Raw genomic sequence first — 19,134 nt, 5'->3', positions numbered from 1 at the left:
GTGCCGTTCGCGTCCTGCCCCGCGCCGTCGCTTGAACATCGTTCGACGATGTCGAACAGATTTCATCGAAATTAAGTCCGTGCGCCGGTCCCGTCAAGGGCCGGCGGCCGGGGCACGCCTGCTCACGGCCCCGTCCTGTGGCCTTTCTTATGGCGCGGCGACGCGCGGTGTAGGAAGATCTCAGGGGTCCTGGACGATTGGGAGGCGGCATGTCGGTGTTACGGGATCTGGTGGAGGGCATCCGCGGCGGGAGCATCGAGGTGATCGACCTCACCGCCCCTCTGAGCGAGACCACGCCGATCCTGTCGCTGCCCGAGCCGTTCGGGCAGACCGAGCCGTTCACGCTGCGGGAGATCAGCCGGTACGACGACCGCGGTCCCGCCTGGTACTGGAACAACTTCACGACCGGTGAACACACCGGGACGCACTTCGACGCCCCCGTCCACTGGGTCACGGCCAGGGACGGCGAGGACGTGTCGCAGGTGCCCCCGGCCCGCCTCCTCGCCCCCGCCGTGGTGCTCGACTTCAGCGCCCGGTCGGCGGACGACCCCGACTTCCTCCTGGAAATCGACCACGTCAAGGAGTGGGAGGCCGAGCACGGCCCCCTCCCCGACGGCGGCTGGCTCCTCTACCGCACCGGATGGGACGCGCGGGCGCACGACCAGGCCCGGTTCCTCAACGCCGACGAGACCGGGCCGCACACTCCGGGCATCTCGGTTGAGTGCGCCCGTCATCTCGCCGAGGGGACTCCGATCGCCGGCCTGGGCGTGGAGACCGTGGGCACCGACGCCGGAGCGGCGCACTCGTTCGACCCCGCCTTCCCCTGCCACTCCTTCCTCCTCGGCGCCGGGAAGTACGGCCTCACCCAGTTGCGCAACCTCGACCGGCTGCCACCCACGGGAGCCGTGATCGTCGCGGGCCCCCTCCCGATCGTCGGCGGCTCCGGCAGCCCCGTCCGCGTCCTCGCCCTGGTGGAGCGGTGAACGTCTCCGAGGCGGTCGGCGCCGTACTCGCCTCCCTCGGGGTCCGCATCGCGTTCGGGGTCGTCGGCAGCGGCAACTTCCACGTCACCAACGCGCTCGTCGAGCACGGAGTGCGCTACGTCGCGGCCCGCCACGAGGGCGGGGCCGCCACCATGGCCGACGCGTACGCCCGGATGAGCGGCACCGTCGCCGTCCTCACGGTCCACCAGGGGCCGGGCGTCACCAACGCGCTGACCGGCATCACGGAGGCCGCCAAGAGCCGGACGCCGCTGCTCGTGCTGGCTCCCGAGGCCACCTCGCCGAGGTCCAACTTCCGGGTCGACCAGGCCGGCCTCGCGAACGCCGTGGGCGCGCACGGCGCCCGGGTCTCCTCGGCGGAGACGGTGGTCGACGACACCGTGATGGCCTACCTCGCCGCGCTGCTCGGCCGCCGCACCGTGCTGCTCAACCTGCCGCTCGACGTGCAGACCCAGACGCTGCCCGACGAGGTCGCGCACGCGGTGGAGGAGCTGCGGGCGGGCCGCGGCGGCCCCCATCAGGACGCGGCCAGCCGGGTCGCCGGGCCGTGGGGGCTCACCTTCCCCGCCCTGCAGGGTCCCGGCGAGCGGGAGCCGGACGCCTCCGGCGCGGCCGTCGCCGTCGGCCGGCTCGCGGAACTGCTCGCGCGGGCGGAGCGGCCGGTCTTCATCGCCGGGCGCGGCGCGCGCGGTTCCAGGCCCGAGCTGGAGGCGCTGGGCGAGCGGGTGGGCGCGCTCTACGCCACCTCCGCCGTGGCGAAGGGACACTTCCACGGCAGCCCCTGGGATCTCGACGTCAGCGGCGGCTTCGCGTCCCCCCTCGCGGCCGAGCTGATCCGCGGCGCCGACCTGGTCGTCGCCTGGGGATGCACCCTGTCGATGTGGACCACCGCGCACGGCACGCTGATCGCGCCGGACACGACGGTCGTCCAGGTCGACCTCGACTCCGACGCCCTGGGCGTCAACCGCGCCGTCGACCTCGGCGTGGTGGGGGACGTCCGCGAGACGGCCCGCGGGGTGCTCGCCCTCGTCGAGGACCTCCGGCCGGCGGGCCGGGGCGGCACGGAGGAGCGGATCGGCTACCGGAGCCCCGAACTGGCCCGGCGTATCGCCCGCGAGGGGCGCTGGCGTGACGTGCCGTACCGGGACACCGGCGTGAACGGGCGGATCGACCCGCGGACCCTGACGATCGAACTGGACGACCTGCTGCCCGAAGAACGTGTCGTGGCCGTCGACTCCGGCAACTTCATGGGCTATCCCGCGATGTTCCTGTCGGTGCCGGACGGGAGCGCGTTCTGCTTCACCCAGGCGTTCCAGTCGATCGGCCTCGGCCTCGCCACCGCGATCGGGACGGCGCTGGCCCAGCCCGACCGGTTGCCCGTGGCGGCGCTCGGCGACGGGGGAGCGCTCATGAGCGTCGCCGAGCTCGAGACGGTCGTCCGGCTCGGCCTGCCGATGGTGGTCGTCGTCTACGACGACGAGGCCTACGGCGCGGAGGTGCACCACTTCGGCCCGCACGGGTTCCCCCTCGACACCGTGCGCTTCCCGCCGGTGGACATCGCGGCGGTCGCCCGCGGCTTCGGCTGCGAGGCGGTCACGGTGCGGCGCAGGCAGGACATGGGCGCGGTGGCCGAGTGGCTGAAGGGGCCCCGGGACCGGCCGATCGTCGTCCACGCCAAGGTCACGTCCGATGCCCCCGCGTGGTGGCTGGAGGAGGCGTTCCGCGGCCACTGACGCTCGCCGGGGACCGTGTCGCGGAAGGCGCCGCGGAGAACGGCACGACCGGAGACGGCGCGGGCGACGGCCAGGGCGAGTACGTCGTGCGCCACTGATCGGGCGGCAGCACGGGCACCGGGACGACGACCGCCCCGGCGTGCTCGAAGTGGAACGTCACCGGGATGGTGCCGCCGCTGCGGAACGGGCGGATCAGCCCGGTCAGCTGCGCCTGCGGGGTGGCCGTCCCGCCGGCGGATCCCCCGGCGGGGATCTCCAGGCCGCCCTCGGGCAGTCGCGACCCCTCGAACACTCCCGGCGCGGACACCGATATAAGCCGGTCCGCGACGCCGCTCTGGTTGATCAGGACCAGGTAGAGCGGCATCCCCGCCCCGGCTTCCATCGGCCGGCCCGCGGGCTCGCCGATCAGGAAGGCGTTCCGGAGCAGGATCCCCGCCACGCCCGCGTTGCCGCCGTCGTTGGTGGCCATCCCCGGGCTGTCCCACTTCATGCGCGGCTGCGACGTGCACCCGGCCGCCGCGACCACGCCGGCGAGGATCAGCGCCGTGATATTGAGCGCTGTGAGGTTAAGTGCCGTGAGATTACGTGCTGTGAGATTACGTGCTGTGAGGCTTGCGCGCATGCCGACCTCGACTCGCTCGTCCCGCACCCTCCCGTGCGCCAGGTCGTACCCCGGATCACGACGCCCCTACCGCGCCCACGTGATCACCGGAGCGGGCGGCGTCTCCCGCCGGACCGGCGCTAATGTCGTGATCGGCGCCGCGACCGCGGGAACGCGCGGGCGGCGCCGCGACGCCGAAGGGGAGAGCATGATCTTCATTACCGCGAAGTTCCGGGTGCTGCCGCAGTACGCGGACGAGTGGCCGCGGATCACCGAGGAGTTCACCCAGGCGACCCGGGCGGAGCCGGGCTGCCTGTGGTTCGACTGGTCCCGCAGCGTGGCCGACCCGGCCGAGTACGTCCTGGTGGAGGCGTTCAGGGACGGCGACGCGGGGGCCGCCCACGTCGGTTCTGACCACTTCAAGCAGGCGCAGCGGACGCTGCCGCCCCACCTTGCCGAGACGCCGCGCATCGTGAACGCCGTGATCGATCAGGACGACTGGTCCGAGCTGGGCGAGATGGCCGTACCCGGGCGCGGGTGACGTCCGCCGCTCCCGGGCCGGACGCCGGCCCGGGAGCGGGGCGGTTCCGCCGGCTTCCGGAGGCCTGTCAGCTTCCGGGAGGCGGGGTGCCGTCCCCGATGTCGAAGGCCGACGGATCGTCGACGACCCGGCACGGCCGCACCGGCCCGTCCGTGAGACGCCCGCTGAACTGGTAGGCGACCCCGGGGTGCCGCGCGGACACCTCGGCCGGATTCTCATTGATCTCGATCAGGACGATCTGCCCCGGCTCGATGTACCGGGGATAGATCGTGATGCCGTTCCGTGGGCGGATGGCTCTGGCCGAGGCGGTGTTCTCGGCCCTCTTCAGGAGGCGGGCCTGGACGGCCGGATCGTCGCTCCGCGCCTCTTCGGCGGTCGTGCTGACGTGGTCGCCCGCCACGGCCGGGGCACGCCCGAACGCGCACTGCTTGCCCAGCGGAAGGTAGGTGATGTCGGCGCGCACCCCCATCCGGGCGAGGTCGTCCTCCACCTTTCCTGGGTCCCTGAACTCGGAGATCCGCAGGGTGATCGAGCCGTCCGGATGCCTGGTCAGGGCGTAGGCCGGATGCCGCGACTCGACGACCAGCGGAACCGCCGCGGCGGCCGCCGCCACGACGCCGACGACCGCGGCGCAGGCCAGGAGCCGCCGCCCGGTGAACCGCCGCGAGGGCAGGGCGCGCTTGCGCGCCGCCCGCTCGGCGATCTCGGCCTTGAGCTGGGCGAGCAGCCGGTCTTCGAAGGTCTCGTTCACTTCGCTCCTCTCATCGCGGGCACGACGCCTGGGGCCTGCTGGATCGAGCGCCGGGCCCGGTGCAGCCGCACCCGCGCGGTGCCCTGCCGGATGCCCAGCGCGGCGGCGGCCTCCGCCGGGCTGAGGCCGTCGACGGCCACCAGCTCGAGCAGCGCCCGTTCGCCCTCGGGCAGCCCCGCCATCGCCGCGAGCGCGCGGCGGGCCGGGGCCTCGGCGTCGATCCGGTCCTCCAGGCGGGTCACGTCGTCGGGCTCGAGCAGGCGCCGCCCGGCCAGCCGGCTCGTGGCGTGCGCCAGCCTGGTGGCGCGCCGCCACTCGGCGTGCAGGGTGTTGCGCGCCACGCCGTACAGCCAGGCGGTCTCGCTTCCCCGGCCCGGCCGGTAGGTGTGCGCGGAGTCCAGCACGGCGAGGAAGACCTCGGCCGTCAGATCGGCCACCGTGTGCGGGTCGGTCACCCGCCGCGCCAGGAAGCGGGTCACGTCGCCGACATGACGGCGGTAGAAGGCCTCGAATGCCACGGGATCGCGGACGGTGTCCGCCAGCCCTTTCTGTTCACGGCGCACCAGCGCTCCTTTGTCGTGGGTCGGAAAACACCCCTACTTGGACGAAGCGGGGCCGGCCGTTACGAGCACCGAAAACTGAAATCGTCTTGACAAAAGATCTTGTCCGTGCGATCGTAGGGGCCAGAGACAGAGGAGAGGGACATGCGCAAGATCATCGCTGGATTCTTCATTTCGCTGGACGGCGTCGTCGAGTCGCCGGCCGACTGGCACCTGCCGTACTTCAACGACGAGATGGGCGCCGCCGTCAGCGCGCTGATGACCACAGACTCGGACTCGCTGCTGATGGGCCGGACCAACTACGAGCAGTGGGCCGCCTACTGGCCCACCAGCGAGGACCCGTTCGCCGAGCACATCAACGCCATCCCGAAGTACGTCGTCTCGACCACGCTGGAGAAGGCCGAGTGGCAGAACAGCACGCTGATCCGCGGCGACCTCGCCGAGGAGATGGCCAAGCTGAAGGCGCAGCCCGGCAAGGGCATCTGCATGAGCGGCAGCACGACGCTCGCCCGTTCGCTGCTGAAGCAGGGTCTGATCGACGAGCTCCGGCTGCTGGTCCACCCCATCGTCGTGGGCAGTGGGGCCCGGCTGTTCGAGGGCTTCGACCAGCTCCCGCTGAAGCTCGTCTCCTCGGAGACCTTCGAGACGGGTGTGCTCTCCCTCATCTACCAGCCGGCGGAGAAGTGACCGGCTGATCCGGGGCACACCGATACGGCCGGGCCGCGGGAGCGGGCCCGGCCGTGGCCCCCGAACGAGCGTGATCCGCCCGGACGGGAACGGTCAGTAACCGAGATCCTCCAGGCCGGGCTGCGCCCAGCCGGACTGCGGGATGTCGCCCCGGTAGGGCGGCTGGACCACCGGCGGCACGAAGGTCTCCTTGATCGTGCGGACGTTGACCCAGCGGATCAGGTTGAAGATCGATCCGGCCTTGTCGTTGGTGCCGGAGGCGCGGGCACCGCCGAACGGCTGCTGGCCCACCACGGCCCCGGTCGGCTTGTCGTTGACGTAGAAGTTGCCGGCCGCGAACCTGAGGCGCTCGGTCGCCGCCGCGACGGCGTACCTGTCCCGGGCGATGATCGACCCGGTCAGCGCGTACGGCGTCACGCTCTCCATCTGGTCGACGACCGTGTCGTACGACGCGTCGTCGTACACGTGGACGGCCAGGATGGGGCCGAAGTACTCCTTCACGAACACCTCATCGGTGGGGTCGGAGCACTCCAGCACGGTCGGTTTCACGAAATATCCGGTCGTGTCGTCGTACGAGCCGGTCAGCAGGTCGATGTGGCCGGACGCCCGGGCCCGGTCGATCGCCTCCTTGTGCTTGGCGAAGGCCCGGCCGTCGATGACGGCGCCCATGAACGTGGACAGGTCGGCCGAGACGTCCCCGACCGTGAGCGACTCGGCGGCGGAGACGAGGTCGTCCCGCATCCGCGACCACAGCGACCGCGGCACGTACGCCCGGGAGGCGGCCGAGCACTTCTGACCCTGGTACTCGAACGCGCCCCTGAGCAGAGCGGTCGACAGGACATCGGGGGAGGCCGACGGGTGGGCGAGGACGAAGTCCTTCCCGCCCGTCTCGCCGACGAGCCTCGGGTAGCCCCGGTAGCCCGCGATGTTCTCGCCGATGGTCCGCCACAGGTGCTGGAAGGTCGCCGTCGAGCCGGTGAAGTGGATGCCGGCCAGCTCGGGGTGGGGGAGGGCGACCTCGGAGACGCCCCGCCCGTTGCCCGTCACCATGTTGATCACGCCGGGCGGCAGCCCGGCGGCCTCCAGCAGCCGCATGGTGAAGTGGGCCGCGAACTGCTGGGTCGGCGACGGCTTCCACACCACGACGTTGCCCATGAGCGCGGGCGCGCACGGCAGGTTGGCCGCGATCGAGGTGAAGTTGAACGGCGTCACCGCGAGGACGAAGCCCTCCAGCGGCCGATAGTCCATCCGGTTCCACGCGCCGGGCGACGACTGCGGCTGCTCGGCCAGCAGCCGGCGCGCGTACGACACGTTGAACCGGAAGAAGTCGATCAGCTCGCAGGCGGCGTCGATCTCCGCCTGCTGCGCCGACTTCGACTGGCCGAGCATGGTCGCCGCGTTGAGCGTCGCCCGCCACGGCCCGCTGAGCAGGTCGGCGGCGCGCAGGAAGATCGCGGCGCGGTCCTCGAACGACAGCTCGCGCCACTGCCGGGCGGCGGCCAGGGCGGCGTCGACGGCGGCCCGGACGTCGGCAGCCGTCGCCTCAGCGGTGCGGCCGAGCACGGACGCGTGGTGGTGGGGCTGGACCACGTCGATCGGGTCGCCGCCCGCCATGCGCCGGTCGCCGCCGATCGTCATCGTGAGGTCCGCCCGGGCCCCGGCGAGCTCCTTGATCCGGCTCTCCAGGGCGGCGCGCTCGGCGCTGCCGGGCGCGTAGCCGTGCACCGGCTCGTTGACCGGCACCGGGACGTCGCTGATCGCATCCATCACTTACCCCTCAGAGCGCGCAGGAAGAAGGCGACGTTGGCCGGGCGCTCGGCGAGGCGGCGCATGAAGTATCCGTACCAGTCGTCGCCGTAGGGAACGTAGACCCGCACCCGGGATCCGGCCTCGGCCAGCGCCAGCTGCCGGTCGGCGCGCACGCCGTACAGCATCTGGAACTCGTACCGGTCGCGGTCGCGGCCCTGCTGGTCGGCCAGCAGCTCCGCGATGGCGATGAGCCGGTCGTCGTGCGTGGCCACCATCGGGTAGCCCGTGCCCGCCATGAGCACCCGCAGGCACCTGACGTACGCCAGGTCGACCTCGTGCCTGCTCTGGTACGCCACCGACGCGGGCTCGCGGTAGGCGCCCTTCACCAGGCGCACCCGGGATCCGGCCAGGTCGCGGCAGTCGGCCTCGCTGCGGTACAGGTAGGCCTGGACGGCGACGCCGGTGTCCGGGAAGTCCTCCCGCAGGGCGCGCAGCACGCCGAGCGTGGAGTCGACGGTGGTGTGGTCCTCCATGTCGAGCGTGACGGTGGAGCCGCAGTCGCGGGCGGCGGCGCAGATCCGCCGCGCGTGGTCGAGCGCCATCGACTCGTCGAGGGCCTGGCCGACGGCCGACAGCTTCACCGAGACCTCGGCTCGCCCGCCGAGCTCCAGCGGAGCGAGCGCCTCCAGCAGGGAGACGTACGCCTTGGCCGCGCCGACCGCGGTCTCGACGTCCCGCACCTCCTCGCCGAGGTGGTCGATCGTGACCGCGAGCCCCGCGCCGGTCAGGCGGCGAGTCGTCTCGACCGCGTCGCCGGGATCCACCCCGGAGACGAAGCGGTCGACCACCTTCCGGGTGACGGGGAAACCCGACACGGCCCGGCGGGCCAGCGGGCTCCGGGAGCCCGCGAGGAGCAGGGAACCGAGCATGGCCTCAGGCTAAATCGGCACGTCACGGCGGGTCCACGGACATCCGCCACAGGGTTTTCCGACAAATGCACAAGAATGGCTGACGTGCAGGACATCGTCGATGAGATCTCCCGGGTGCTCGACGCCTCGGTGACGCTGGAGGACCGCTCGTTCACCCTCCTGGCGTACGGCGCGCAGATCGGCGACGTCGACCGGGTCCGGCAGGAGTCCATCCTCCGCAGACGGGCCTCCGCCGACGTCCGCGCCCATTTCGAGGCGTACGGCATCGCCGCGGCCACCGGCCCCGTCCGGATCCCCGGACTGCCCGGCATGCTGGGCCGGGTCTGCGTGCCGCTGCGGCACGGCGGCGTGACCTACGGCTACCTGTGGCTGATCGACTCGGGCGCCCTGACGGACGAGCGGCTGGCCTCCGTGGCGCCGCTCGTGTCCCGCGCGGCGGCCCTGCTCGCGATGGAGGCCCGCGCCAGGCACGCCCCGCTGCGCGAGTTCTTCTCCGCGGACCCGTCCACCCGGGCCGCCGCCGGAGTGGACGTCGACGGCCCGGTCACCGCCGTGGCCGTGCGGACCCCGCCGGAACGGCCCGGCGAGCCGTCCGGTCCGCCGGCCGGCCGGGGATCGGGCCGCGCCGGCGCGCCCTGGTCACTGCCGCGCGGCGTGCTGACCGACCCCGGGCTGGACGAGCCGCTGGTCGCGGTGCTGGCCCCCGCGGCCCAGGCGGGCGAGGTCGCCCGCCGCCTGTCCGGCGTGTACGGCGCGGCGGCGGGCGTCGGGGGGCCGCGGGAGGACCCCGATGAGGCGTGGCAGAGCTGGCGCGAGGCGCTGCTCGCACTATCGGTGGCCGAGCACGTCGAGCGGCACGCGCCGGTCGCGAGCTGGCCTGACCTCGGCGTCTACCGGCTGCTGGCCCGGCTGTCGCCCCGCGAGCTGGCCGATCTTGCGGCCGAGTCGGCGGCGCTGTCGGCGGCCGGGCCGTCCCTGGCCGGCACCGTGGAGGCGTACCTGGACCGCGCGGGACACGTCCAGCGGACCGCCGCGGCCCTGGGCGTGCACCGGCAGACGCTCTACTACCGGCTGGAGAAGGCGGAGCGCCTCACCGGCCTCGACCTCGGCGACGGCGACGACCGGCTGCTGCTCCACCTCTCCCTCAAGGCGGCGGCCCTCACCGCCGCGGCGGCTACCGGGGAGCCCGGTAGATCCGGACCCAGTCGACGTCCAGGGTGACGGCCCCGTCGCAGGTCCCGGCGCCGCACCCGGCGTCGCCGCGCAGGACGAGCCGCATCGACCGGCCCGCCGAGCCCACCTCACGGGAGCTCCACACCCGCCGCCCGTCCAGCCAGAACGTCGTCCCCGTGGGGAGCCGGTCGACCGCGACCGTGTGCCATCCGGTGAAGTCGGCCCGCACCCGGTGGACGTCCCCGCCCGAATACCCGTCCAGGACGGAGACGGTCGCGCTGCGCCTGCCGGGGTCGTCCATGCGCGCCAGCGCGATCTCCGCGTCGGCGGCGCCGTCCTGCCGTCCGGTGTAGGAGCCGTCCCCGGCCCCCGCGTCGTGCCGCCGTACGGACGGATCGCCTGACGGGTTACGGCCGGGCGGGTCGAGCAGCAGCAGCGCGGCGGGCGACCCGGAGCCCGGGGCGGCGCGCAGCCGCACCTCCCACCGGCCGTACACCTGGGCGACCGGGCTCGCCAGATCGCCCGCGAGGTGGAGCACGCCTCCGCTCACCGAGGCGGCCGGGCCGCTCCCGGTGCCGCCGAGGGCGGTCCACGTGGAACCGACCGCGCTCCCCGGGAAGTCCTCGGTCAGGACGGGCCGGCCCCACCCCGTGACCGGCCCCGTGACCGGAGCGGACGCGGAGCCGCCCTGGGCCTGGGGCTGAGCCGTCGAGCCGGGCCGGGTCGCCGGCTGGGCCGTGGCGCCCGACGGGACGGGCACCACCTCGATCCCGTCGGCGGGCCGTCCGCCGGATGCAGGCGTGGCGCTGGGCGCCGCCTCCGGCTCGACGACGCGGCGGGGGGCCGAGGTGCCGGCCGGGGCGGCCAGGACCATCGGCGGTTCGGACGCGGGCGCCTCAGCCACGGGCGCCTCAGCCACGGGCGCCTCAGCCACCGGCGGCTCGGACGCAGGGGGAGAGGCTGCGGGGTTCGGGGTGGCAGAGGGGCTCGGGGTGACCGGGACGACGGTCGCCACCGCGTCGGCGATGCGCGCCGCGGCGTCGCCGTCCGCCCGCTCGAAGCCGTCCGTGCGGCCGTCCGAACGTGTGCCCTCATGGCCGGTTCCCGCCGTACCGGCGGTATTGCGACCGCTCGCGGAGCCGGGGGTCGCGCGGGCCGACTTCGCGCCCGCGCCGGCCGGCCTGTCCTCCGCGACGGCGGCGGCCGCGCCCGCCCCGGTGCCGGGGGAGGAGCCGGTGGGCGCCTGTGCGGCGGCCTCGCCGGCGACGGTGAACACCTTGGTGGAGTCTGGGCTGGAACACGCGGCGGCGGCGATGAGTATCGCCGCCGCCACCGCTAAACCAGGTCCATTGACCGTCATATTTACATCTAATCACACGGTTTCTGGTTCACAACGGAAAGAAGTCGAATACGCAATCGGCTCAGGCGCACGTCTTCTCATAGACGCGCAGGAGCTCCATGCTGATCCGCTCGACGGAGTAGCGGGAGCGGGCCCGGTCCGCGGCGGCGTATCCGATGGCCGTGCGCAGCGTGGTGTCGTCGAGTAGCCGGCGGATCCGCGACGCGATCTCCAGCGGGCGCTCCGGGCGGATCAGGAAACCGGTCACGCCGTCCACGACGGCGTCGAGGTGCGCCCCGGCGGCGGACGCGATGACCGGGATCCCGCACGCCATGGCCTCCAGGGCGACCGTGCCGTACGGCACCGACGCCGGCAGCGAGAGGACCAGGTCGGCGCTGCGCATGAGCTTCGGCATCGCGGTGTGCGGAATCAGGCCGAGCGTCTCCACCCGGTCGGCCACGCCGCGGTCCTCGGCCAGGGCCCGCAGCCGCTCGATGCCCGGGTCGTCGCCACCCGCGATCACCAGCTCGGCCTCGGGCACCGCGTGGAGCGCGTTCACCGCACTCGCGGCCCCCGGGAGGCCGACGTGCAGCAGGCGCGGCCGCTCGCCCCTGGGGAACGCCGGTCCCTGTCGGCGGAAGCGCTCGACGTCGACCCCGTGCGGGACGACGGAGATGTTCCGGCGCGGCACCCCCATGCGGATGAGCTCCGACTCCTCGTCGGCGCAGGCCGCGATGACCGCCCGCGCGCGGCGGCCGATCGCGCACTCCAGCCGCCGTACGGGCGCGCCGGCGTCGCCGTGCACCTGGAAGGTCTGGGTCACGGGCACACCGAGCCCCTCCGACCCGGCGATGGCGGCCAGGCCGCTCGACCAGGAGTAGGCGTGGATGATGTCCGGGCGGTGCTCCCGCCAGCGGAGGCGCAGCCCCGCGCTGAAGTCGGAGATGTACGGCAGCAGGTCGTTCTCCGACAGCTCCACGTCGGGACCGGCCGGGACGTGCTCGACGCCGGCTCCCTTGGCCTTCGAACGCGTGTAGACCGTCACCCGGTGGCCCCGGCCCAGCTCGCGGGCGATGGCCGGAGTGTCGGGAGTGAGCTCGTGAGCGGAGACGATCGCGATATCCATGGCACACCTCAAGACAGGAAGGCACTTGAAAAGGTGTGCCTGCGTCCTAGGCACGATCGATGAGATGTTGTTTACCTTACCCGAGTCCCGCTAAACGCCAAATCGGGAAAAATCGGCCGCCCACCGGGCGGGTCTCCGAGCAGAACTGCCACCCGGCTCAGGCGCGTTCCCGCCCGCGCAGCCGCAGGCCGGGCGTGCCGGCCCAGCCGATGAGCTCGATCAGGTTCCGTACGTGCTCGGGAACCTCGTCGAGCACCAGGAAGCGCCCCCGGCCGATCGTGCGGGCCGACTCCATCAGGGCCCGCAGTGCCGCCAGGTCGATGAAGGAGACGCCGGCGAGGTCGGCGTGGACGTCGCCGGCGGTACGCCCGGCGGCGGCGCGCAGCGACCGCGTCAGCTCGTGCAGCGTGTTCGCGTCCACCTCGCCCTCCACCCGGACCCCGGGAGGCTCGCCGGTGCGGCGGATCCGCAGCAGCGCCCCCTCGTACTCCAGGTCGGTGTCCTGCTCGTGGTGTATCCGCTGCATCTGCCCGAGAACGGCCGGATCGAACAGCCGCCTGTCGTACTGGCAGATCGCCATCGCGGAGCCGGACGCGAACAGGTCGCTCGCCCTGGTCTCGAACGCGGCGAGCCGGTCGGCGTCCTCGTGCAGTCCCCAGCTCATCTCCGCGGTGACGCGCAGCGCGCGATAGCCCTCGCCAAGGGCCAGTCGTGCCGCGTCGGCGAGCTGCGTGATCACCTGTTCCGGGTCGCGCGTCTCCAGCCGCCGGATGTCGAGCCTGCCGGCGGCGAGGTGCTCGCCGGTGGGGACGCCCCATCCGCGCAGCAGCCCGGTGACGACCGCCGGATGGGTGACGTCCGTCAGGTAGACGACCTTGTCCGCGCCCGCGAGCCCCTCGGAGATGAAGGGAGCGAGCACGGGCTCGAGGTCGGCCTCGTCGGAGAACGCCAGGACGTGGTGATCTCCCGGCTGGATACGCACAGTGTCAAGTCCACCACTCGGGCGTACGAGGGGCAAATCCCCGTTCAACGAGATCTGCGCAGCGTGAGGACGGTGACCTCGTCGACGGGATGGGTTCCGCAGAACGCCTGGTGGTCCTCCTCGATCGCCTTCACGAGGGCCGCCGGCGGCTGGCCCCCGCACCGGGCGAGCACCTCGGTCAGGCGCCCCTCCCCGTAGGTCTCGCCGGCGGCGCTCTGGGAGCCGACCAGGCCGTCGGAGTAGAGCACCAGCGCCTCGCCCGTCGTCAGGGTCAGCTCCTCGGTGGCCGGGACCGCGCCCTCCTCGAAGCCGAGCGGGACACCGCCGCCGTCCGAGAAGCGCACCCCGCCACCTGCCTGCACCAGCGCCGCGGGATGATGCCCGGCGGACGCCAGCCGCACCTTGCGGCCCCGGACGAAGCCCGCGGCGGCCATCACGAACAGGCCGGTGCGCTGGGCGACCAGCGCGTCGTTGACCTTGCGCAGGGCCTCGCCCGGGTCGTCCTCCCACACGCTCAGCACCCGCAGGCCGTTGCGCACGATCGCGGTGACGGACGCGGCCTCCTCGCCGCGGCCGGCCGTGCTGCCGATCACGAAGCCCCAGCCGTTCCGCACCGGGAAGACGTCGTAGAACTCGCCGCCGATGGCCCGCGGCCCCGACCCGGGATGGTAGACCGCGCCGAGTTCGAAGCCGGGCACATCGGGCAGCGTGCGCGGCAGCACGCCGGTCTGCAGCGCGTCGGCCGCCTGAGCGCGCCGCTGGAAGCCGTCCTGCGCCCGCATCGCCAGGCCCAGGTGGAGCCCGGCCTCCTCAAGGAGGCCGAGGTCGGACAGCTCGAACGGCGGGCGGTCGCGCAGCCGCACCAGCGTGAGCACGCCCCTGACCTCGTCGTCGGTCCTGATCGGCACGCTCAGCAGCGAACCCGCCCCCATCCGCTGCAGGAGGTCGCCGCCGAGCAGCGACTCGTCGGTCAGCATCTCGTGGACGATGCCGCTCTGCGTGGTCAGCACCTGATCGACGATCGGGGCCAGGACGGGTGAGGTCTCCTCCACGGTCCGCTGGAGCCGGCCGACCGGCTCGTCGCTCGGCCCGACGACGGCGGACCGCCGCGGCTCCCCGTCTCTGATCACGTCGGCGACGATCCAGTCGGCCGTCTCGGCGGCCAGCAGGCGGGCGGTGCGCAGCAGCGCCACCGGCTCGCGGAGGCTCTCCTCATCGAGCAGCAGCCGGGTGAGCCGCGACAGCAGTTCGTGCCGCCGGGCGGCGGCCATGATCGCGCTGTCCTCCGGGTCGTTCTCCGGCCCGGACGGCTCGGCGGGCCCCGAGGGCTCGGCGAGCCGCACCTCGGTGGGCAGCACGACGGCCGCGATCATCTCCTGCGGTTCGCCCGGCATGTGGAGTCTGCTCAGCACCAGCCGGACGTTGTGGGCGCGTCCCTGGTGGGCGAGCCGCGTCATGAACGACACGCTCTCCTCGCCGCGTAACACCGCGGCGTAGTGCGAACGGAACGCCGCGCGGCCGGTGACGTCGACCAGCAGCGGGAACGGCCGCCCGATCAGGTAGCCGGAGGGGCTGCCGAGCAGCCGCGTGGTCTCGTTGTTGATCCGGCGCACCGTGCCGCCGGTGTCCATGATGATCACCGGTACGGGCAGGGCGCGGAAGACCTGACGCAGCAGCTTCTGCTCACGCTGGCTGCCGCCGTCCCGGCGCCTGCGGAGGCGGGACAGCTCGGCCAGCGCCGTCCGGACCAGCTCCTCCGCGGTGTCCAGCTCGCGAAGTGCGGCACCCGTCTCGGGATCGTCCCGCAGAGTGGCGATACGCTCGGAGAGCCCGTTCAGTGCGCGCTCGAGCTCGGCGATGTCGGGCAAGCTGCCCCCTCTCTCGATGTAGACGCTACGCCAAAGGCCCGATCTAATCGATCCGGCCCGGATTAACCCGCGACCCAGGGGAATGGTCTTTTTACCATGGAGACGACGTCCATCCTCGCGCGTGACCTGGCCGCCATCGGGCGGGTGACCGAGGGCGCGTCGTGCGAAAGCGTCCTTCGAGGAATCACCGAGGCGGTCGCGCACGGCGTTCCCGGCTGCGCCGGCGGCACCGCCGAGCTGTGGACGGAGGGGCGGGTCCTGCTGGCCGCGTCCCACAGCGAGCTCACCGCCCTCATCGACCGGGAGCGCGAGCTGCGCGAAGGGCCGTCCAGGGAGGCGCTGTCGACCGGCCGCCCGGTCGCCGTCGCCGACGTGATGCGCGAGCCCCGCTGGCCCCGCTACGCCGCCACCGCCGTCCGGCACGGCGTCCGCTCCGTGCTCGTGCTGCCGGTGAAGGCCGACGGCGCGGTCGTGATCGTCGGCCTCTACGGCGTGCGTCCCGGCGCCCTCGCCGGGGACGGCGGCGCGCTCCTGCCGCTGCTGCGCGAACAGGTGACCGTGGCGCTGGCCAACATCTGGCAGTTCGACGACGTGCTCACCGGCGCGGCCCAGATGCAGGAGGCGCTGGCGGGCCGGTCGGTGATCGACCAGGCCAAGGGCATCATCATGTCGAAGAGCGGCTGCTCGGCCGAGGAGGCGTTCGAGGAACTGCGGCGGGTGTCGCAGCACCATCAGGTCAAGGTCGCCGACCTGGCCAAGCTGCTGGTCACCGAGCACCAGCGCAAGCACGGAGGAGCGGTCCCCTGAGGGCCGGCTCGCCGGGCGGGGATCGCCGGGACGGGTTGCCGGGACGGGTGTCAGGCGGCGAAGGCGGCCAGGGCGTCGTCCAGCGTGTCGAACAGGGGCAGCCGCTCCGAGAGACCGGTGACCCACATGACCTTGGAGTTGGGGTACTGCACCGCCACCAGGGCGAAGTGGCCGCCCGCCGTGGTGGACCGCTGCCAGTGGTGCACGATCAGCCCCAGCGCCCGCGAGTCCATGAAGGTCACCCCGCCCAGGTCGAGGACCATGTGGGGACCGTGGTCGTCCGCCGCGGCGTCCAGGTAGTCGGAGAACTGCTCCCGGGTGGTGGCGTCGAGGACGCCGTTCACATGGATCACCACGATGTCCCCCGCCATGGTCGAAGACAGGGACAGTAGCCCGTTGTTAGACACCTCGCGCCTCCTCTGCGGCAACATTACTGGCGCCCAAGGGGTGGTGATACTCCCGAATTTGCGGCAATATACTTCACCAGAGGTCCAGCAGAGGGCCTCGTCTCGATTCTGTAGTGAGGCGTGCCTTCTGCGCGGTGATCCCCGGCGTCGGCGCCCTCGCGGTAAACCATACGAGGGGACTACGCAGATGGCTGCCGAGGTCCGAGTGGAGACCGTCAGCAATCCGACCGCCGAGGAGCTTCTGGCCGAGCTGGCCCGGGAGGGGCTGAGCCAGGAGCGGCGGGAACGCCTCCGTGAGAAGATCGTCGAGATGCACCGTTCGATGGCGAGGGACATCGCCCGGCGGTACCTGAACCGCGGCGAGCCGCTGGAGGACCTCCTCCAGGCGGCCTACGTCGGCCTCATGAAGGCCATCAACGGCTTCGACCCCAGCCTCGGCCACAGCTTCCGGGGCTACGCCATGGTCACGATGACCGGCGAGGTCAAGCGCCACTTCCGCGACCGCACCTGGGCCGTCCGCGTGCCGCGCCTCTACCAGGAACGGCGCGCCGAGCTGAACCGGCACGTCGCCGACATGACCCAGGAGCTCGGCAGGTTCCCCACCGTCGCCGAGCTGGCGGAGAAGATGGGCATCTCCGAAGAGGACATGCTTCTCACGATGGACGCCTCCGCGGCGTACAGCACCCTCTCCCTGGACGCGCCGATCGGCGCGGACGACGACGCCGCCGCGCTGGGCGACGTGATCCCCCAGGAGGACGACAGCCTCGACACCCTGGTGGACCGGGAGGCGCTCAAGCCTCTCGTCGACCTGCTCCCCGAGCGGGAGAAGAAGATCCTCCTGCTGCGCTTCTACGGCAACATGACCCAGGCCGAGATCGCCGCGGAGTTCGGGATCTCCCAGATGCACGTCTCGCGGATCCTCCGCAAGACGCTCGACCAGCTCCGTCTGGAACTCGTCGCTGGATGACGGCCGGGGGGACGCCCTCGGACGCCGCCTGCGACCGGGCGGCGTCCCAGGGTATCTTCGTCCCTGCCACGGCCGGGTTCGACCGGATTGCATCCGGGGGGGGAGGCGTGTACCGGGTGAACGACGACGGTGCCCCGGCGCACGTCACAGGGAGGATCAGGGAACGGACCTTCTCCCTGGCGGACCTCCCCGACGTGCGGGAGTTCGCCGCGGCCGAGGCACGCCGCCGGGGGATGGCGGAGGGGGCGCTCGACGACTTCCTGGTCGCGCTGAACGAGGTCGCGACCAACGCCGTCACCCACGGCTCCACCAAGGCCCGGCTGCGCATGCGCGTGGACGGGGGGCAGCTCGTGGTCACGGTGCACGACGACGGCCGTGACTGGCGGCCGGACACCGAGCCCGGCGTGACGCCGCCGCCGCACAACGCGACCAGCGGCATGGGGCTGTGGGTCGCCCGCCTGCTCGCCGCGGATATCCGGGTGACAACCGGGCAGGACGGGACGAACGTGACGATGCGTTTCCTCCTGTAGCGCCGGGTAGGGGACCCGCATGGCTGTCCCACGAATTCTGATCGTCGGCGGCGGATACGTCGGCATGTACACGGCCCTCCGCCTGCAGCGCAGGCTCCGCCAGGGTGAGGCGCGCGTCACCGTGGCCGACCTCGACTCCTACATGACCTACCAGCCCTTCCTGCCCGAGGCCGCGGCCGGCAGCATCGAGCCGCGGCACGTCGTCGTGCCCCTCCGCCGGGTGCTGCCGTCCTGCCGGATCCTGAGCGGCCGGATCACGTCGGTCCGGCTCGCGGACCGCACGGCCGAGTTCAGCCCGCACGAGGGGCCGGACCTCACGCTCGACTACGACTACGTGGTGATCGCCCCAGGCTCCATATCACGGCTGCTGCCGATCCCCGGGCTCGCCCGGCACGGCATCGGCTTCAAGACCGTCGAAGAGGCCATCCACCTGCGCAACCACGTCCTCGGACGGATGGACATCGCCGCCTCGACACCGGACGAGGAGATCCGCAGGCGGGCGCTCACCTTCGTCTTCGTCGGCGGCGGGTACGCCGGGGTCGAGGCCCTGGCCGAGCTGGAGGACATGGCGAGCGACGCCTGCCGCTACTTCGAGGGGCTGCGCCGCGGCGACATGCGATGGATCCTCGTCGAGGCGACCGACCGCATCCTGCCCGAGGTCGGGCCCGACATGGGCCGCTGGACCGTGGACCAGCTGCGCCGCCGGGGGGTCGACATCCGCACCCGCACGCTGCTGAAGTCCGCCGAGGACGGTCACATCGTCCTCGACGACGGCGACGAGTTCGACGCCGACACCCTCGTCTGGACGGCGGGGGTCAAGCCCAACCCGCTCATCGGCGCCGGTGACCTGCCGGTCGACGAGCGGGGACGGGTGCGGGCCGACGAGTTCCTGCGCGTGCGGGGCACCGCCTTCGCCTTCGCCGCCGGCGACTCGGCCGCCGTGCCCGACCTCACCCGTCCCGGCCAGATGTGCCCGCCCAACGCCCAGCACGCCGTACGGCAGGCCCGGCGGCTGGCCGACAACATCGTGGCCACCCTCAGGGGCGGGCGGTGCCGGCCGTACGTGCACAAGGACGCGGGGTCGGTGGCGAGCCTCGGCCTCTACCAGGGCGTCGCGCAGATCTACGGCCACGAGATCCGCGGCTATCCGGCCTGGTTCATGCACCGCACCTATCACCTCAGCCGCATGCCCACGATCAACAAGCGGACCCGCATCCTGATGGACTGGACGCTCGGGCTGTTCTTCCCCAGGGAGATCATCTCGCTCGGCGCCATCCAGCATCCGCGCGAGGAGTTCACCCTCGCCGCCCGCACCTGATCCCCGTTCCGATCCGGCCGGGACGGCGCCGGCACGGCGGGCGCCGTGTGGACGGCCCCGGCCGT

The 19,134-nt window shown here is 72.7% G+C and carries 19 protein-coding genes; 9 read left to right on the top strand and 10 right to left on the bottom strand.

What is annotated here, in order from left to right:
• Positions 1-209: 209 nt before the first annotated feature.
• Together JOL79_RS00185 and JOL79_RS35270 are read left to right on the top strand one after the other, a co-directional pair.
• Positions 210-983 carry a cyclase family protein gene (locus JOL79_RS00185; protein WP_210153539.1) on the top strand — a complete coding sequence of 258 codons (774 nt, stop codon included), beginning with the start codon at positions 210-212 and terminating at the stop codon, positions 981-983.
• Complete coding sequence (locus tag JOL79_RS35270; protein ID WP_210153538.1) at positions 980-2,734, top strand: thiamine pyrophosphate-binding protein; 1,755 nt, start codon at positions 980-982, stop codon at positions 2,732-2,734. Before JOL79_RS00185 ends, JOL79_RS35270 begins: the two co-directional genes overlap by 4 nt.
• Here the strand turns inward: JOL79_RS35270 and JOL79_RS00175 are convergent.
• Entirely contained in the window at positions 2,682-3,260 is a 579-nt protein-coding gene (locus tag JOL79_RS00175; RefSeq protein WP_210153537.1) for a copper chaperone PCu(A)C domain-containing protein, read from the bottom strand. The two genes, JOL79_RS35270 and JOL79_RS00175, sit on opposite strands and share 53 nt — an antisense overlap.
• Before the next feature lie 94 nt (positions 3,261-3,354).
• Between JOL79_RS00175 and JOL79_RS35265 the strand changes: the two genes are divergently transcribed.
• On the top strand, positions 3,355-3,876 hold the full coding sequence (locus tag JOL79_RS35265; protein ID WP_307848193.1) for a putative quinol monooxygenase: 522 nt from the start codon (positions 3,355-3,357) through the stop codon (positions 3,874-3,876).
• A 67-nt stretch (positions 3,877-3,943) separates the two neighbouring features.
• Here the strand turns inward: JOL79_RS35265 and JOL79_RS00165 are convergent, their stop codons facing one another.
• Entirely contained in the window at positions 3,944-4,627 is a 684-nt protein-coding gene (locus tag JOL79_RS00165; RefSeq protein ID WP_210153536.1) for a hypothetical protein, read from the bottom strand.
• Positions 4,624-5,190: an RNA polymerase sigma factor gene (locus JOL79_RS00160; protein ID WP_307848192.1), complete on the bottom strand. Its 567-nt coding sequence runs from the start codon at positions 5,188-5,190 to the stop codon at positions 4,624-4,626. Before JOL79_RS00160 ends, JOL79_RS00165 begins: the two co-directional genes overlap by 4 nt.
• 141 nt (positions 5,191-5,331) lie before the next feature.
• On the opposite strand from JOL79_RS00160, the gene JOL79_RS00155 reads away from it, so the two are divergent.
• Entirely contained in the window at positions 5,332-5,874 is a 543-nt protein-coding gene (locus tag JOL79_RS00155; protein WP_210153535.1) for a dihydrofolate reductase family protein, read from the top strand.
• A gap of 93 nt (positions 5,875-5,967) precedes the next feature.
• Here JOL79_RS00155 and pruA read toward each other — a convergent pair whose 3' ends face one another.
• Together pruA and JOL79_RS00145 are read right to left on the bottom strand one after the other, a co-directional pair.
• The gene (gene pruA, locus JOL79_RS00150) at positions 5,968-7,641 is read right to left on the bottom strand and encodes an L-glutamate gamma-semialdehyde dehydrogenase (protein WP_210153534.1); all 1,674 of its coding nucleotides are present in this window, start codon (positions 7,639-7,641) and stop codon (positions 5,968-5,970) included.
• Complete coding sequence (locus tag JOL79_RS00145) at positions 7,641-8,552, bottom strand: proline dehydrogenase family protein (RefSeq protein ID WP_210153533.1); 912 nt, start codon at positions 8,550-8,552, stop codon at positions 7,641-7,643. The genes pruA and JOL79_RS00145 overlap by 1 nt, the downstream gene beginning before the upstream one ends.
• A gap of 84 nt (positions 8,553-8,636) precedes the next feature.
• On the opposite strand from JOL79_RS00145, the gene JOL79_RS00140 reads away from it, so the two are divergent.
• Entirely contained in the window at positions 8,637-9,773 is a 1,137-nt protein-coding gene (locus JOL79_RS00140; RefSeq protein WP_372446696.1) for a PucR family transcriptional regulator, read from the top strand.
• On the opposite strand, the gene JOL79_RS00135 is transcribed toward JOL79_RS00140, so the two are convergent.
• The 4 genes from JOL79_RS00135 to JOL79_RS00120 all read right to left on the bottom strand — a co-directional run bounded on the left by JOL79_RS00135 (position 9,727) and on the right by JOL79_RS00120 (position 15,040).
• Positions 9,727-11,058 (bottom strand): glycoside hydrolase family 16 protein, encoded by a 1,332-nt coding sequence (locus JOL79_RS00135; protein WP_210153531.1) that lies wholly within the window; start codon positions 11,056-11,058, stop codon positions 9,727-9,729. The two genes, JOL79_RS00140 and JOL79_RS00135, sit on opposite strands and share 47 nt — an antisense overlap.
• A gap of 88 nt (positions 11,059-11,146) precedes the next feature.
• Positions 11,147-12,190 (bottom strand): glycosyltransferase, encoded by a 1,044-nt coding sequence (locus JOL79_RS00130; protein WP_210153530.1) that lies wholly within the window; start codon positions 12,188-12,190, stop codon positions 11,147-11,149.
• A gap of 157 nt (positions 12,191-12,347) precedes the next feature.
• Positions 12,348-13,172, bottom strand: coding sequence for an MEDS domain-containing protein (locus JOL79_RS00125; protein ID WP_210153529.1), 825 nt, complete (start codon positions 13,170-13,172; stop codon positions 12,348-12,350).
• Positions 13,173-13,216: 44 nt separating this feature from the next.
• On the bottom strand, positions 13,217-15,040 hold the full coding sequence (locus tag JOL79_RS00120; protein WP_210153528.1) for a SpoIIE family protein phosphatase: 1,824 nt from the start codon (positions 15,038-15,040) through the stop codon (positions 13,217-13,219).
• A 96-nt stretch (positions 15,041-15,136) separates the two neighbouring features.
• Between JOL79_RS00120 and JOL79_RS00115 the strand changes: the two genes are divergently transcribed.
• A complete protein-coding gene (locus tag JOL79_RS00115; RefSeq protein WP_210153527.1) occupies positions 15,137-15,847 on the top strand; it encodes a GAF and ANTAR domain-containing protein in 711 nt (236 codons plus the stop codon).
• A gap of 50 nt (positions 15,848-15,897) precedes the next feature.
• Here JOL79_RS00115 and JOL79_RS00110 read toward each other — a convergent pair whose 3' ends face one another.
• On the bottom strand, positions 15,898-16,254 hold the full coding sequence (locus JOL79_RS00110) for an STAS domain-containing protein (protein ID WP_307848190.1): 357 nt from the start codon (positions 16,252-16,254) through the stop codon (positions 15,898-15,900).
• Between the two features lie 187 nt (positions 16,255-16,441).
• Between JOL79_RS00110 and JOL79_RS00105 the strand changes: the two genes are divergently transcribed.
• The 3 genes from JOL79_RS00105 (at position 16,442) to JOL79_RS00095 (ending at position 19,069) form a co-directional block, all read left to right on the top strand.
• Positions 16,442-17,221 carry a SigB/SigF/SigG family RNA polymerase sigma factor gene (locus tag JOL79_RS00105; protein ID WP_210153525.1) on the top strand — a complete coding sequence of 260 codons (780 nt, stop codon included), beginning with the start codon at positions 16,442-16,444 and terminating at the stop codon, positions 17,219-17,221.
• A gap of 116 nt (positions 17,222-17,337) precedes the next feature.
• On the top strand, positions 17,338-17,751 hold the full coding sequence (locus tag JOL79_RS34800) for an ATP-binding protein (RefSeq protein ID WP_210153524.1): 414 nt from the start codon (positions 17,338-17,340) through the stop codon (positions 17,749-17,751).
• A gap of 19 nt (positions 17,752-17,770) precedes the next feature.
• Positions 17,771-19,069 (top strand): NAD(P)/FAD-dependent oxidoreductase, encoded by a 1,299-nt coding sequence (locus JOL79_RS00095; protein ID WP_210153523.1) that lies wholly within the window; start codon positions 17,771-17,773, stop codon positions 19,067-19,069.
• Positions 19,070-19,134 lie beyond the last annotated feature (65 nt).

Origin of the sequence: Microbispora oryzae (genome assembly GCF_017896165.1) — a bacterium.
Taxonomy (GTDB): Bacteria; Actinomycetota; Actinomycetes; order Streptosporangiales; family Streptosporangiaceae; genus Microbispora; species Microbispora oryzae.
This window is presented reverse-complemented; position numbering and strand designations above follow the sequence as displayed.